The sequence below is a fragment of the Micromonospora purpureochromogenes genome, from assembly GCF_900091515.1.
Taxonomy (GTDB): domain Bacteria; phylum Actinomycetota; class Actinomycetes; order Mycobacteriales; family Micromonosporaceae; genus Micromonospora; species Micromonospora purpureochromogenes.
In genome coordinates, this window is record NZ_LT607410.1 from 5421015 (window position 1) to 5434933 (window position 13919).

Consider the following 13919-nt stretch of genomic DNA (forward strand, 5'->3'; position numbering starts at 1 on the left):
GCCTCGGCGAAGCGGGCCACGCTGCCGTCGAGGGCGGCCAGCTCGGCCGAGCACTGACGCCGACCAGTCGCCGGACCACACCCGAGGTGGAGATCCCGCCGGCCAGTGTGCCGGACGTCGATCTGCTTGGATCACCGGCATGGAAGCCACCCTCGTCGTCCTGCTGCTGCTCGTCGTGGCGCTGCTCGGCGCGCAACTGTCCGTCCCGGCCCGCCGGGACGGCACGGCCGCGCGGCTGACCGAGATCGAACGCCGACTCCAGTTGGTGATGGACCACCTCGGCGTCGTGGACGACGGCCCGGCGCTGCCCGGGGTCCGCGAACACCTGGCGCGGGGCGAGAAGATCAAGGCCATCAAGGCGTACCGGGCGGCGACCGGCGCGGACCTGAAGACCGCCAAGGAGGCGGTGGAGGCGATGGCCGGGCACCGCTGACGAGCGTCAGTCGGTGGCCAGGTCCGGCCGGTGTTGCTTGATCCACTGCTCCACGTCGGACTTCCGCCAGACCTTGCCCTGCATCAGGTCAGCGACCGGCTCCGGGAAGTTGCGGTGACTGGTGATCACGTAAACGCGCTGCTTACTGATGTTGCCCAGCATCACGCGGATCTCGTGCGCTCCCACCAGCTCCATACGGCGGACGCTCAGTCTGCCAGCGAGGCCGGCCGGTGCTGCTTGATGCACTTTTCGACGTCGGACTTCCGCCACACCTTGCCCATGGCCAGGACGGCGATCGGCTCCGGGAAGTTCCGTTGATTGGCGATCACGGACGCGCGCTGCCGGGAGACGCCACCGAGCATCTCCCGAATCTCCGACACGCCGACAAGCTCCACATGTTGACGATGACAGCGGCGCAGTCGCCATACGACGACAACTACGGCGGTTGTTGCCGTAGACAACAGGACATGGGTGCATGGCCATGCCGCACACCTCCGCCGCACCCGACCGCCAGCGGCGGGCGGTCCGCCCGCACGTGCCGATGCGACCCCTCTGGCTGTGCCGGGTGTGTGCCGCCGCCTGGCCGTGCCCGCCGGCGCGGCTGCTGCTGCTGGGCATGGAGTACCGCCGGGACCCGGTGGCGCTCTCGATCTACATGGCGGGCTGCCTCTTCGACGCCACCGCCGACCTGATCAAGCTGAGGCCGAACCCGGCCCCGTCCCCGGCGGACCTGTTCGACCGGTTCCTGGCGTGGACGGCCCGGCGGCGGGCGTAGTGGTACTGCCGGTTACGCCAGGCGTGCCAGCACCCGGTCGCGGTTAGAGTGCCGATGTGACGACGCCCCGGCCGCTGGATCGCGAGGAGTTCACCAGCACCGCGCCGGAGCGGGAGGTGCTGGAGGAGTTCCTCGAGGCGTACCGCGAGGTGATCGCGGGCAAGCTCCGGGGGTTGTCGGACGATGATGCCCGTCGCCGCCTGGTGCCTTCGCCCACCACACTCATCGGCCTCGTCAAACACGCCGCCGCCGTCGAGCGGAACTGGTTCCAGCACTGCCTGGCTCAGCAGCCGCGGGAACAGATCGTGGGCAACTCGTTCGGGGACGACGCCAGTTGGCAGATCCGGCCGGACGAGACCCTCGCAGGGGTGATCGCGGAATACGAGGCGGCCTGCGACCGGTCGAGACAGGTCGCGGCCGGCTTCAGCCTCGACGACAGCGTGCCCCATCCCCGTCTGGGCCGGGTGTCACTGCGTTACATCTACGTACACATGATCCGGGAGCTGGCGCGGCACTGCGGCCACGCCGACATCCTCCGCGAGCAGACAGACGGTACGAGGGGAGACTAGGGCGCCCGACGAGGAACCCGCCCCCGGTCAGACGGTGTCGCCGGCTTCGCGCTTCGCGCGGCTCGGCTGCACCCGCTTCGGCTCGCCCGGCATTTTCGGGTGGTCCGGCGGGTACGGCATGTCGCCCTGGCCGGCGGACGCATCCCGCTCGGCCCACTCCAGCAGCGGGGTGAGGTCGAACGGGGCGTCGTCGATGCCGGCGTGCGGGTCGCCCCGCTCGGCGAGCCGGGTGGGCACGCTGCGCAGGTCGAAGTCGTCCGGTTCGACGTCGGGCAGCTCGCCCCAGGTGACCGGGGTGGAGACGGTGGCCCGGGCGTTGGCGCGCAGCGAGTAGGCGCAGGCGATGGTGCGGTCCCGGGCCATCTGGTTGTAGTCGACGAACACCCGCCGGCCCCGCTCCTCCTTCCACCAGGCGGTGGTGACCAGGTCGGGGCGGCGGCGCTCGAGCTCGCGGGCGAGCGCGATGGTTGCCCGGCGCACCTCGGTGAACGTCCAGCGGGGCTCGATGCGCAGGTAGACATGCACGCCCCGGCCGCCCGAGGTCTTCGGCCACCCGGTCGCACCCAGCTCGGCCAGGAGCGCGCGCACCTCGCCGGCCGCGGTCGCCGCGTCGGCGAAGTCGGTGCCGGGCTGCGGGTCGAGGTCGACGCGCAGCTCGTCGGGGCGGTCGACGTCGGCGGCCCGCACCGGCCAGGGGTGGAAGACGATGGTGCCCATCTGGGCGGCCCAGGCCACGTGGGCGAGGTCGGCCGGGCAGAGCTCGTCGGCGCTGCGCCCACTGGGAAAGCTGATCTTCGCCGTGCGCACCCACGGCGGGACGCCCCGGGTGGGCACCCGCTTCTGGAAGAACATCTCCCCCTCGATGCCCTCGGGGAAGCGCTGGAGCGTGGTGGGGCGGTCCCGCAGGGCGCGCATGATCCCGTCGCCGACCGCCAGGTAGTAGTGGAAGACGTCCGCCTTGGTGAAGCCGCGGCCGGGGAAGATCACCCGGTCGGGGCTGCTCAGCCGGACGGTGTGCCCGGCGACCTCGATCTCGGTCACCGTCGCCTTCGAGGAGCCGCCCATTCCGCGACCATATGCGACGGCCCCGACATCCGACGTACCGTTGACGGGTGAGTCTTGACAAGAACGAGCTGCCCCGCACCGAGGAAGAGTGGCGGGTCCGATTGAGCCCGCAGGAGTTCCGGGTGCTGCGCGAGGCCGGCACCGAGCCACCGTGGACGGGCGAGTACGTCGACACCAAGACCCCCGGCGTCTACCACTGCCGGGCCTGTGGCCTGGAACTCTTCTCCAGCGACACCAAGTTCGACTCGCACTGCGGCTGGCCGAGCTTCGACGACGCCATCCCCGGCCGGGTCAAGGAGATCGAGGACCGCACCCTGGGCCACAGCCGCACCGAGATCCGCTGCGCGCGCTGCGACAGCCACCTCGGGCACGTCTTCCACGGCGAGCACTTCACCCCGAAGGACACCCGGCACTGCGTCAACTCGCTGTCGATCCGGCTGGAGCCGCGCACCGACGCCTGACCCGCCGGGCACCGCCGGCCGGCCGGTGCGTCGTCGCCTACCGCCGGCCGGCTGCGGGCGCCGTCAGGAGCCGCACCTCGGCGGTACGGGACTGCTCGACCCGCCGGGCCAGCTCGCGTACCCGTGGGTTGGTCGCGGTCGCCACGTGCGCCCGGGCCAGGTCGGCGGCCGCCTGCTGGTGGCTGCCGAGGAGCCGGCGCAGCACGGCGTCCACCTGGCCGGCCGGGGCGTTGCGCAGGCGGGCGAGGTCGGCCGGGCCGGCGCCGTGCCCGGTGTGGTCGTGCGGCTGGGCGGTCGCGCCCGGACCGGCGTCGCGCAGCCAGGCGCGCATGGTGGTCAGCTCGTCGGCCTCGGTCACCTCGATGGCGGCGACCAGGGTGCGCAGCTCGGGGTCGGTCACCCGGTCGCGCCCCAGCCGGACGATCTCCATCGTCTGCTCGGTGTGGGCCACCATCATGGTCAGGTACACCACGTCGAGGGTGCCGAGTGCGGTGTCCGTCGGGCCCGCGGTCGCGGGGCGGGTCGCCTGCGGGGTCGGGGCGTCGGCGCAGCCGGCAGCCGGCAGCAGGGCGGCGAGCACGACGAGCAGCAGCGCCCGCGCCGCGCCACGCCTGGCCGGGTCGCGCCGAGGGGCGGATGCGGCCCGCACCGGCACGGGCCGTACCCGTCCGGTCAGACCTGCGACCACAGCGCCGGCACGTTCGGCGGTTCCCAGCCCGGGATCGCGGTGTGCGCCTGCCGGCACCGGTAGGTCAGCCCGTTGTAGGTGACCTGGTCACCGACCTGGTAGGCGCGACCAGCGGTCCAGCTGCCGCTCGGGGCGGGCGGGGTGGTGGGAGCCGGCGGCGTCGGGGTGGGCGAGCTGGTGGGGGTCGGCGTCGGGCTGGGGGTCGGACCGCCGCCGCCGATCTGCACGTCCACGCAGGAGTAGAACGCGTTGGCGGTGTCCGCGATGTTCCACACCGCGAGGATCTTCTGCCGGCCGGAGAAGCCGCCGAGGTTCACCGTGTGCGACACGGTGGCGCCGGGCTGCTGGCCGCCCCCGTTGAAGACGCCCACCCGGGTGCCGCCGATGAAGTACTCCCAGTTGCTGGTGGCGTGCCGGGCGGTGTTGGTCCAGGTGAACGTCACCGAGCTGCCGACCGAGGTGGCCGGCCAACCCCGGCTGTCGTCGTTCAGGACGGCGAACTGGGCGATGTTGGCGTGGCAGTTGCGCAGCCCCTTCGGGCCCTCGACGCTCTGCGGCTCGTACTTGATCTGCCCGCAGTCGGGCACCCGGTTCTGCGCGCAGAGCGCCTGGCGGCTGGGCGGTCCGGAGACGTAGCCGTGCGCCTGGGCGGGGGCGGCGACGGCGAGCGAGGACACGACGGCGCCCGCCGCCAGGACCGGGACGGTGACTCTTCGACGCATGATGGCAACTCCTCGGCTTCGGCCTGCTGAAGGTGCCATCAACATAAATTAAACTTTGTTAACAGTAAAGACTCCTGTCGATAAAAACATCGACGCTCGTGAGCCTGTCTCCGCTCAGAGCAGCAGCAGGCCGCCCTTCTCGTCGACCCGGTCGGCGGAGTCGTCGTCCAGCCAGACGCCTCCGCTGGCGAGGTACCGGAAGCGGTACTCGCCGGGGCCGAGCTTCACGGTCACCGTCCGGGTGCCGTCCCGGCGGGCGACCAGCTCGTGCCGGCCGGGCTCCCATCCGTTGAAGCAGCCGACGACGCTGACCGGGCCGGGCGGGGTGTCCCGGGGCAGGCAGAAGGTGACCCGGGTCTGGTTGCCGAAGAGCTTGTTGCGCTTGATCACGTGGTCCTCCGGGGTCGAGGCGGTTCACCAGGCCCAACGCGCGACACGCCGGGGGCGAAACGCCGTCCGGCCGGATCCACTCACGGCATTTCGCCCCCAACGGCCCCGCCCTGGCGCACCCTGAAGTGACATGTTCTGATTCGGGGGGTTTTGATCGTGGCTACCTGTGAGGTCTGCGGCAACGAGTACTGGATGACGTTCGAGGTGCGCACGGTCAGCGGTGACACGCACACCTTCGACTGTTTCGAGTGCGCGGCGCAGAAGCTGGCGCCGATCTGCGAGCACTGCGAGGTCAAGATCCTCGGCCACGGCGTGGAGGTCGGCGGCCGGTTCTTCTGCTGCGCGCACTGCGCCCGTGCCGTGGAGGCCCAGGGCGCCGAGATCCGCGACGCGGTCGGCGCCCGCCCGGCCTGACCGCGCGCCCCGGCCCGCACCGGGCCGGGGCTCTCCGGGGTACGCGCCACCGCCCGGCCTACCATCGCGGGATGCCGCCGCAGACCACCCAGGTCCGGGTCGCCGCCTTCGCCGACCTGGACGCCCGCACCTTCCACGACCTGCTCCGGCTGCGCATCGACGTGTTCGTGGTCGAACAGCACTGCCCGTACCCGGAACTGGACGGCCGGGACGTCGAGCCCGGCACCCGGCACCTCTGGGTGGAGCGCGACGGCGCCGTGCTGGCGTACCTGCGGATGCTGGCCGACCCGGGCGGCGCGGCGCGGATCGGCCGGGTGGTGGTGGCGCCGGCGGCGCGCGGCGGCGGGCACGCCGGCCGGCTGATGACCGAGGCGCTGCGGCTGGTCGGCGACCGGCCGTGCGTGCTGGAGGCGCAGTCCTACCTGGTCGACTTCTACGCCCGGCACGGCTTCGCGGTGACCGGCCCCGAGTACGTCGAGGACGGCATCCCGCACGTCCCGATGCGGCGGCAGAGCCGACCCGGCCACCTGGGAGACATTGACGGATAGCATTTTCCGTGGGAGCCTGCGGGGCAGAGCCGTCGCGGGAGCCACGCAGGGGTTCGGGAGGGGGCAACTCCCGGCCGTCCGGGCGTCGTCGACCGACACTCCAGACCCCGGAGGCTCCATGTCCGTCCTGCTGCGCAGACGCCCCACCCCGCTGGTGGCGGCGCTGCTCACCGTCGGCGCGATCGTCGCGCTGCTGCTCACCACCGCCCTGGCCCGGTCCGCCTCCGCCCACGGATCGGTGGTGGACCCGGCGTCGCGCAACTACGGCTGCTGGCAACGCTGGGGCAGCGACTTCCAGAACCCGAAGATGGCCACCGAGGACCCGATGTGCTGGCAGGCCTGGCAGGCCGACCCGAACGCCATGTGGAACTGGAACGGCCTGTTCCGTGAGGGCGTCGCCGGCAACCACCAGGGCGCCGTCCCGGACGGCCAGTTGTGCAGCGCCGGGCACACCGCCAGCGGCCGCTACAACGCGCTCGACATGGTCGGTGCCTGGAAGACCGTGCCGACCACGACCAACTTCAGGATCAAGCTGTACGACCAGGCCAGCCACGGCGCCGACTACATCCGGGTGTACGTGACGAAGCAGGGCTTCAACGCCCTGACCAAGCCGCTGGCCTGGAGCGACCTCGAACTGGTCGGCCAGATCGGCAACACCCCGGCGACCCAGTGGAACCCGGAAGCCCAGGGAGTGTCGATCCAGGTGCCGGCGAACGCGCCGGGGCGCACCGGCCGGCACATCGTCTACACGATCTGGCAGGCCAGCCACCTGGACCAGTCGTACTACCTGTGCAGCGACGTCGACTTCGGCGGCGGGCCCGGCACGCCGCCCACCACGACGCCGCCGCCCACCAGCCCGCCGCCCACCACCCCGCCGCCCACCACCCCGCCGCCCACCACCCCGCCGCCGACGGCCGGGGGCTGCACCGCCGCCTACCGGGTCACCGCGCAGTGGTCCGGCGGCTTCCAAGGTGAGGTGGAGGTGACCGCCGGCGCCACCGCGGTCAAGGGCTGGACCGTGACCTGGACGTTCGCCGGCGGCCAGCAGGTCAGCCAGGCGTGGAACGCGACGGTGACGAGCAGCGGGTCCACCGTCACCGCCCGGAACGTCAGCTACAACGGGTCACTGGCCGCCGGGGCGAAGACGTCCTTCGGCTTCCTCGGCTCAGGCAGCGGGGCGAACCCGACCCCGACCTGCACCGCGACGCTCTGATCCGCAAGAGGCCGTGACCCGGCTGCCAGCCGGGTCACGGCCGCCCGGTCACCGATCGCGTCGACGTCGAACGTCGAAGGGCCGCGCAGGGTTGCGAACCCGGCCGCCGCGCAGGGTCGCGAACCCGGCCGCCGTCAGCCACCTTGCAACGCCCGATTGAGCCGGGCCTCGAAGTCCTCCGGCAGTGTGCCGTCCCCCTCCAGGGCGGTCCGGACGCCCTCCCGGAACACCCGGCTGAACTGGAAGTAGTGCGGCACCCGGGGCCGTACCCGGGCCTCCCGGACCGCCTCGCCGAGCAGCGCGAGGTACGGGAACCGCTCCCGCAGCGCCGCGTCGGCGTAGACGTCCGTACGGGTCGGGGCGAAGCCGCCCACCGTGAACAGCGTGCGCTGGGCCTCCTCCCGGGTCAGGAACTCGATCAGCGCCTGGGCGGCGCGCGGCTGCCGGCTCTGCTTGGCGATGGCGAGGTTCTGGCCGCCCAGCGCCGACGGGCCGGGCAGCCGGGTCACCTCGAACGGCACCCGGGGCCCCGGCGCGTCGGTGGCGGCCAGCGACCGGTAGTTGACCGGCCAGTTGCGCATGAACAGCGCCCGGCCCTCCTGGAAGTCCCGCAGGCTGCGCGCCTCGTCGCCGGGGACCGTGAAGGCGTCGCCCACCAGCAGGCCGGCGCGCCGGGCCGCGGCGACGTCGCGCAGCCGGCGCTCCCACCGCTCCCGCTGGAAGACCACCCGGTTCTCGGTCTCGTCGACGAGCCGGTCGACGCCGCCGGCCCAGAGCAGTTCCATCCCGTTGACGGTCAGCCCCTCGTACGGGCCGAACTGCCCGACGTACCCGGCGGCGGGCCGTGGCGTCGCGCCGCCCGCGCCGGTCAGCGCCGCGCTGCGGTCGATGATGGCGTCCCAGTCGAAGCGGGGCGCCCCGCCCGGGGCGGCCGGCGCCCCGCCGGTCACCAGGTCCGACCGGTAGAAGAGCAGGCCGGCGTCGGTGTTGAAGGGCAGCGCCCAGAGCGAGCCCCGGTAGCGGCAGCTGTCCAGCACCTCCGGCACGAACGCGTCGAGGTGCCCGGGGGCCAGCCGCGCCTCGTCGATCGGGCGCAGGTGGCCGGCGGCGGCGAACTCCGCGGTGAAGGTGACGTCGAGGTTGTAGATGTCCACCGCGTCGTCCGGGTCGTCGCCGGCGCCCGCCGCCTGCGCCTGGGCGATCCCCACCATCTCGCTGTGCTGCTGGTCGGTGGTGACCGGCGCCTCCCGGATCCGGGCCGGGCTCTGCGGGTGCAGCACGTTCCAGAGCTTGACCAGCTCCTTCCGCGGCCCGCCGGAGCTGGTGTCCTTGCCGCTGAGGATCACCAGCTCGCCGCGCTCCAGCGGCTCCTCCCGGGTGGCGACGTACCAGCCCAGCGTGGCGACGACACCGACCACCGTGCCGACGGCCACCCCGAACAGGAACGACGCCGGCACCCGGCGCCGGCGACGAGGATTCCCGGACGCAGCGCGCGGCTTCCGGTCGGTCACTGGCCGGCCTCCTTCTCCCAGAGTTGACGGAACAGCCCGGTCAGGGCGCGGTCCACGGTGCTCGCCTCGGCCTGCAGGCACTGCCCGCCGCTGGCCCGGGCGGTCTGTCGCAGGGTGCGGGTCCGCACCCGGTCGTCGCAGCTCGCCTCGCCGACGGCGATCACGTAGAGGCGTACCGGGGGGTCCCCCTCGACCCGGGGCACCAGGCCGCCGCTGGCGGTGTCCCGCCCGTCGGTGAGGACCACGACGGCCCGCAGGTGGTCGTCCCCGCCGCCCCGCCGGCGCACCTCGCCGATCGCGGCGTCGATGGTCCGGTACAGCGGCGTGTCCCCCGCCGGCACGGTCCGCCGCAGGCGGGCGACCAGCGCCTCGTCCCGCGCCCGGTCGGCCCGCCCGACCTCCCGCAGCCGCCCGGCGTTGTCCCGGTAGGCGGTGGAGAACGCCCACACCCCGACCTCGTCCCGGCCGCCGAGGCGGCGCAGCGAGGCGGCGATGCCGTCCACCGCCACGTCGAACCGGGTGCCCCGGCCCGCCTCCGCCAGCATCGAGCCGGACGTGTCCAGCGCCAGCAGCACCCGGGCCGGCCGCCGGGCCTCCCGGTAGCGCTGGTCGGCGGTGTTCAGGGCAAGCGTGTCGGAGCCGTCGACGAGTTCCCACTGCGGGTTGTCCAGCAGCCAGCCCGGCAGCACGCCGTTCTCCTCGATCAGCGCCGGCCCGGTCCCGTCCCGGCCGGGCACCCGAAAGCCCCGGGCCAGCAACTCGTCCCGCCCCGGCCCGGTCAACCAGCGGCGCAGGTCGTCCGCGGCGGCCCGGGCGGCGGGGCTCTGCACGGAGTCCGGCCAGCGCAGCAGGACCAGGCGGTGGTCCACCCCCGGGGTCAGCTCCGGATAGAAGGCCACCAGCGCCCGGCCCGGCGCGGGACGGCCCCGCTCGACGCAGCCGTCGCCGAGCCGCTCACCGAGGTTGAACTGGACCAGCGCCTGTTCGGTGGTGACCACCGCGGGCGGCGCCGGAGCGGCCGGATCGACGGCGAGCTGCCGCTGCCGGCACAGCACGGCGGCGAGACTGCCCAGCGGGAAGCCGCGCTCGTCCTGGGCGGCCTCCAGGCGCTGTTCGACCTGCTGGCGGATCCACGCCGTGTCGGGCGCGCCGTCGTACAACGCCACGTCGACCATCCGGGCCTCGGGGGACACCGCCGGATCGGGGCGGACGACCTGCCACCCGGTGCCGGACACCCGCCGGCCCGAGGCGGTGACCGTCAGGGCCTCCCCCGGGCCCCGGCTGGCCTTGGCGAACAGCTCGGGCCAGGACAGCGAACGCTGCCGGTCCGCGTCGTCGCGGGCGGGGTCGACGCGGGCCCGCGGCACCGCCAGCACCAGCGGCGAGCGGGCCACCGTCAGGTAGTCCCGGACGGTGGTCAGGTTCAGCACCTGCTGGGACGGCATCTCGGCGCCCGGCAACCACACGTCCGGGCGCGGGCCGACGTCGGCCGGGTACCAGCCAGGCGTCCCCGGGTCCCCCTCGGTCGCCGGCCGCCCGGCGGACTCCGACCAGCCGAGCTGGAGACCCTGCGCCACCTCGCGCGGCGCGGCGGGGTAGACGAAGATGTTGGTCGTCCGGCAGCCGCCGGCCCGGGCCGTGGTCCACGACTCGTACGCGGCGGCCACCGCCTGGTAGGTCACCAGGTCGTCCGGGGCGGCGGCGACCCGCAGCTCGACCGGCCCGGCGCAGCCGCCCAGCGGCTCGGGCACGGCGGCGAGACCCACCGCCAGCAGCGCCACCAGCAGCGCCGCCACCCGGGCCCGGACCCGCGGCGACCAGCGGGCGGCGGCCGGGGCGGGACCGGTGCGCCACCGGCTGAACGGCTGCCGCCAGCGGGGCAGCACCCGGGGCCGGCCGTACTGGTCGGCCACCGGCAGTCGGCGGATCGGGATCATGAAGGCGGCCGGGCGGGCCGGTTGCGGCCGGACCACCTGATCGACCGCGACGATCATGCCGATGACGCAGCGCAGCCGGCTGTCCCACACCGGCGCGCCGGAGAAACCGGGCTCGATCTGGTAGCCGGAGTCGCTGCGGTTGGCGAGCTGGATCCAGCCGCCGCCGATCGGCCCGACCACCCACCCCTCGAACCAGCGGCCCTCGGGCAGCGCGCGGGGGAAGCCGAAGACCCGGCAGACCCGGTCCCGGGTGCCGGCCTGGCCGGGGCGGGCCAGCCGGACCGGCCGGGCCCCGACCGGCGCCGGCGCGACGAGCTGGAGGACGGCGTAGTCGCCCGACCCGTCCGGCCGCCCCGGCTGCCAGTGCTGCGGCAGGACCAGCGCGGCGAGGCGGCGACCTGACGCCACCAGGGGAAAGCTCACCGACACCACGACGGCGTCGGCCGGCCCGGGCGCCACCGCCTCCGGGCCCAGTGCCGCCTGCACGACGTGGGCGCAGGTCAGCAGGCGGGCGGAGTCGATCAGGAAGGCCGCGCCGACGACGGTCCCGGCCCGGTCGTGCACGGCCGCCACCGCGAGCGTCGCCTCGCCGGACACCGGGCGCGTGGGCCGCTGCGGTGGACGCCCCGTCGCGCCGGGCATCACGCGGTGGTCCGGCGCCACCGGCTCAGGCGGCGGGATCGGCGCGGTTCCATTCGAGCTGCACCTTGAGGTTGGCTTCCGAGGTGCCGCTGGCCACGACGAGCCCGCCCTTGGCCGCCAGCTTCACGCCGAACTCCACGCAGACCCGGTCCGGCGGCTCGGCGGCGTCGCGCAGGTTGCGCAGGACGGCGTCGGTCACCGGCCGCAGCTGGGCCAGGGCGGACTCCAGCGTCTGCTGCGCCCGCGCCACCACCTCGCCGGCCCGGCCGACCGGGACCACGCCCTCCTCGTCGCCGATCTCGACCCGGATCGCGCCACCGCCGTCCAGCGGGAACTCGACGAGCTGCGACACCGGGCCTCCAGACGGATCCGCACGGCAGCGACAGTTACCGTGATGGATCTGACACGTTACCGGGGGTACGCAATCCCGGTAAGCCCGTCACACCAGGCAGTTGACGATGTCGGCGACCGAGCGGTGCCGACCGGTGTAGAACGGGATCTCCTCACGGACGTGCCGACGGGCGCCGGAGCCGCGCAGGTCGCGCATCAGGTCGACGATCCGGTGCAGCTCGTCGGCCTCGAAGGCGAGCATCCACTCGTAGTCGCCGAGGGCGAACGAGGCGACCGTGTTGGCCCGTACGTCCGGGTAGCCGCGCGCCATCTTGCCGTGCTCGGCCAGCAGCTCGCGCCGCTCGGCGTCGGGCAGCAGGTACCACTCGTACGAGCGGACGAACGGGTAGACGCAGAGGTAGGGGCGGGGCTCCTCGTTGGCGAGGAACGCCGGGACGTGGCTCTTGTTGAACTCCGCCGGCCGGTGCAGGGCCATCTGCGACCAGACCGGGGTCATCGCCCGGCCCAGGGTGGTCCGGCGGAACCGCAGGTAGGCGTCCTGCAGGGCGTCGCTGGAGGAGGAGTGCCACCAGATCATCAGGTCGGCGTCGGCGCGCAGGCCGGCCACGTCGTACAGGCCGCGGACCACGACGTCCTTGCCGGCCAGTTCCTCGAAGAGCGCCTCGACCTCGCCGGTGACGTTCTCCCGCAGGGCCGGCAGCGGGCTGGTGGCCCGGAACACCGACCACATGGTGTAGCGGATGCTCGCGTTGAGCTCCTTGAGCCGCGCCGCGTTGGTCTGCTCGGTCATGAACCCGATCCTCCCAGTGCTTCGATGATCTCTCCGGCCGCCGTCTCGCCGGAGCGGACGCAGACCGGGATGCCGACCCCGTCGAGGCCGGCGCCGGCCAGGACCAGCGTCGGGTGAGCCGCGCGCAGCGCCGTCCGGGCGCTGGCGACCCGGTCGCCGTGACCCGGGGCGTACTGCGGCAGGGACCCGCCCCAGCGCTGCACGTGACTGGCGAGCGGCGCGGGCAGCGCCACCCCGAGCACGCCGGACAGCTCCCGGTGCACGGTGGCGACCAGGTCGGGGTCCGCCAGGTGCAGGGACGCCTCGTCGCCGTACCGGCCGACGGAGGCGCGGACCAGGGCGATGCCGTCCGGCCGGGCCAGGTGCCCCCACTTGGTGGTGAAGAACGTGGACGCCTTGATCAGCAGGCCCTCGGAGGCCGGCACCAGGAACCCGGAGAGCGCCGGCAGCTCCGGGTCGGGCAGGGCCAGGGTGACCAGCGCGACGCTGGCGTAGTCGAGCCCGCCGATCGTCGTGGCCACCTCGGGGATGACGGCGGCGAGCAGCCGGGCGGCGGGCCGGGCCGGCAGGGCGAGCACCACCGCGTCCGCCTCGACCAGCTCCGGCTCGCGGGTCGGGCCGACGGTCAGCCGCCAGCCTGCCGCGGTGGGCGTCAGCTCGCGCACCGCGGCGTTGTGGCGGATGGTCGCGCCGCTGGCCGTCGCCGCGGCCTCGACCAGCGTGGAGAGCCCGCCGGCCAGGGTGCCGAAGACCGGGGCGCCCGGGGCGCGCGGCGCGGCGGCCTGGGCGGCGCGGACCGCCCCGGTGAGGGTGTGCTCGACGCGGGCCGCGCGGGCCAGCCCCGGCATCGTGGTGGCCAGCGACAGGTCGTCGGCCCGGCCGGCGTAGACCCCGCCGAGCATCGGGTCGACCAGCCGGTCCACCACCTGGTCGCCGAGGCGGGCCCGGACCAGTTTCCCGACCGCGACGTCCTCGTCCGGCCCGAGCAGCGGCCGGCCACCGTCGCGGTCGGCGTCCGCCGCCGGCTGTGCGACCGCCGCCACCCGCTCCAGATCCCCCGGTACGCCCACCAGCGTGCCGCCCGGCACCGGGTGCAGCCCGCCGTCGACGGCGAGCGCGGCCTGCCCGACGGTGGGGTGGACGATCTTCTCGGCCAGGCCGAGCCGGCGGATCAGCGTGACGGCGGCGGACTCCCCGCCGGCCGGGTCACGCATCAGGAACGACTCGGCGCCGAACTCGACGGGCTGCCCGGCGAGTTCACCGGTGCGCAGCTTGCCGCCGAGCGCGCCGGACTGCTCGTACACGGTGATCTCGGTGCCGGCGGGGGCGCGGTCGCGCAACCGGACCGCGGCGGCCAGCCCGGCGATCCCGCCGCCCACCACCGCCACCCGCCACGGCCGCGACATGACG

The 13919-nt window shown here is 74.1% G+C and carries 18 protein-coding genes; 7 read left to right on the plus strand and 11 right to left on the minus strand.

The annotated features are described in order from the left end of the window. Positions 1-139: 139 nt before the first annotated feature. Positions 140-433, plus strand: a complete 294-nt coding sequence (locus tag GA0074696_RS24680) for a hypothetical protein (RefSeq protein WP_088963292.1) — start codon at positions 140-142, stop codon at positions 431-433. A gap of 6 nt (positions 434-439) precedes the next feature. On the opposite strand, the gene GA0074696_RS24685 is transcribed toward GA0074696_RS24680, so the two are convergent. Both GA0074696_RS24685 and GA0074696_RS30965 read right to left on the minus strand, forming a co-directional pair. Continuing rightward, a complete protein-coding gene (locus GA0074696_RS24685; RefSeq protein WP_172894416.1) occupies positions 440-628 on the minus strand; it encodes a helix-turn-helix transcriptional regulator in 189 nt (62 codons plus the stop codon). Positions 629-639: 11 nt separating this feature from the next. Beyond that, the gene (locus GA0074696_RS30965; RefSeq protein WP_157746104.1) at positions 640-813 is read right to left on the minus strand and encodes a hypothetical protein; all 174 of its coding nucleotides are present in this window, start codon (positions 811-813) and stop codon (positions 640-642) included. A 101-nt stretch (positions 814-914) separates the two neighbouring features. Here GA0074696_RS30965 and GA0074696_RS24690 point away from each other — a divergent pair, with 101 nt between their 5' ends. Next, a complete protein-coding gene (locus tag GA0074696_RS24690) occupies positions 915-1208 on the plus strand; it encodes a hypothetical protein (protein WP_172894727.1) in 294 nt (97 codons plus the stop codon). 56 nt (positions 1209-1264) lie between these two features. Beyond that, positions 1265-1777: a DinB family protein gene (locus GA0074696_RS24695; RefSeq protein WP_088963294.1), complete on the plus strand. Its 513-nt coding sequence runs from the start codon at positions 1265-1267 to the stop codon at positions 1775-1777. 27 nt (positions 1778-1804) lie between these two features. On the opposite strand, the gene ligD is transcribed toward GA0074696_RS24695, so the two are convergent. Then, on the minus strand, positions 1805-2842 hold the full coding sequence (gene ligD / locus GA0074696_RS24700; RefSeq protein ID WP_088963295.1) for a non-homologous end-joining DNA ligase: 1038 nt from the start codon (positions 2840-2842) through the stop codon (positions 1805-1807). Positions 2843-2889: 47 nt separating this feature from the next. Between ligD and msrB the strand changes: the two genes are divergently transcribed. Beyond that, on the plus strand, positions 2890-3303 hold the full coding sequence (gene msrB / locus GA0074696_RS24705; RefSeq protein ID WP_088963296.1) for a peptide-methionine (R)-S-oxide reductase MsrB: 414 nt from the start codon (positions 2890-2892) through the stop codon (positions 3301-3303). A 37-nt stretch (positions 3304-3340) separates the two neighbouring features. Here the strand turns inward: msrB and GA0074696_RS24710 are convergent, their stop codons facing one another. From GA0074696_RS24710 to GA0074696_RS24720, 3 genes are all read right to left on the minus strand, one after another. After that, the gene (locus GA0074696_RS24710; protein WP_172894419.1) at positions 3341-3952 is read right to left on the minus strand and encodes a DUF305 domain-containing protein; all 612 of its coding nucleotides are present in this window, start codon (positions 3950-3952) and stop codon (positions 3341-3343) included. Between the two features lie 23 nt (positions 3953-3975). Next, positions 3976-4713 carry a lytic polysaccharide monooxygenase gene (locus GA0074696_RS24715; protein ID WP_088963297.1) on the minus strand — a complete coding sequence of 246 codons (738 nt, stop codon included), beginning with the start codon at positions 4711-4713 and terminating at the stop codon, positions 3976-3978. A 114-nt stretch (positions 4714-4827) separates the two neighbouring features. Continuing rightward, a complete protein-coding gene (locus GA0074696_RS24720; protein WP_088963298.1) occupies positions 4828-5103 on the minus strand; it encodes an isoamylase early set domain-containing protein in 276 nt (91 codons plus the stop codon). 156 nt (positions 5104-5259) lie between these two features. Between GA0074696_RS24720 and GA0074696_RS24725 the strand changes: the two genes are divergently transcribed. The 3 genes from GA0074696_RS24725 (at position 5260) to GA0074696_RS24735 (ending at position 7278) form a co-directional block, all read left to right on the plus strand. Further along, positions 5260-5517 carry a Prokaryotic metallothionein gene (locus GA0074696_RS24725; protein WP_088964789.1) on the plus strand — a complete coding sequence of 86 codons (258 nt, stop codon included), beginning with the start codon at positions 5260-5262 and terminating at the stop codon, positions 5515-5517. A 71-nt stretch (positions 5518-5588) separates the two neighbouring features. Next, entirely contained in the window at positions 5589-6065 is a 477-nt protein-coding gene (locus tag GA0074696_RS24730) for a GNAT family N-acetyltransferase (protein WP_088963299.1), read from the plus strand. Positions 6066-6183: 118 nt separating this feature from the next. Then, positions 6184-7278: a lytic polysaccharide monooxygenase auxiliary activity family 9 protein gene (locus GA0074696_RS24735; RefSeq protein ID WP_088963300.1), complete on the plus strand. Its 1095-nt coding sequence runs from the start codon at positions 6184-6186 to the stop codon at positions 7276-7278. A gap of 134 nt (positions 7279-7412) precedes the next feature. On the opposite strand, the gene GA0074696_RS24740 is transcribed toward GA0074696_RS24735, so the two are convergent. The 5 genes from GA0074696_RS24740 to hemG all read right to left on the minus strand — a co-directional run bounded on the left by GA0074696_RS24740 (position 7413) and on the right by hemG (position 13915). Then, positions 7413-8789, minus strand: a complete 1377-nt coding sequence (locus tag GA0074696_RS24740) for an extracellular solute-binding protein (protein WP_157746105.1) — start codon at positions 8787-8789, stop codon at positions 7413-7415. After that, positions 8786-11368, minus strand: a complete 2583-nt coding sequence (locus tag GA0074696_RS24745; RefSeq protein ID WP_157746106.1) for a trypsin-like peptidase domain-containing protein — start codon at positions 11366-11368, stop codon at positions 8786-8788. The genes GA0074696_RS24740 and GA0074696_RS24745 overlap by 4 nt, the downstream gene beginning before the upstream one ends. Before the next feature lie 25 nt (positions 11369-11393). Beyond that, positions 11394-11720, minus strand: coding sequence for a CU044_2847 family protein (locus GA0074696_RS24750; protein WP_088963303.1), 327 nt, complete (start codon positions 11718-11720; stop codon positions 11394-11396). Between the two features lie 87 nt (positions 11721-11807). After that, positions 11808-12509: a hydrogen peroxide-dependent heme synthase gene (gene hemQ, locus GA0074696_RS24755; RefSeq protein ID WP_088963304.1), complete on the minus strand. Its 702-nt coding sequence runs from the start codon at positions 12507-12509 to the stop codon at positions 11808-11810. Further along, on the minus strand, positions 12506-13915 hold the full coding sequence (gene hemG, locus GA0074696_RS24760) for a protoporphyrinogen oxidase (protein WP_088963305.1): 1410 nt from the start codon (positions 13913-13915) through the stop codon (positions 12506-12508). Before hemG ends, hemQ begins: the two co-directional genes overlap by 4 nt. Positions 13916-13919: the final 4 nt, after the last annotated feature.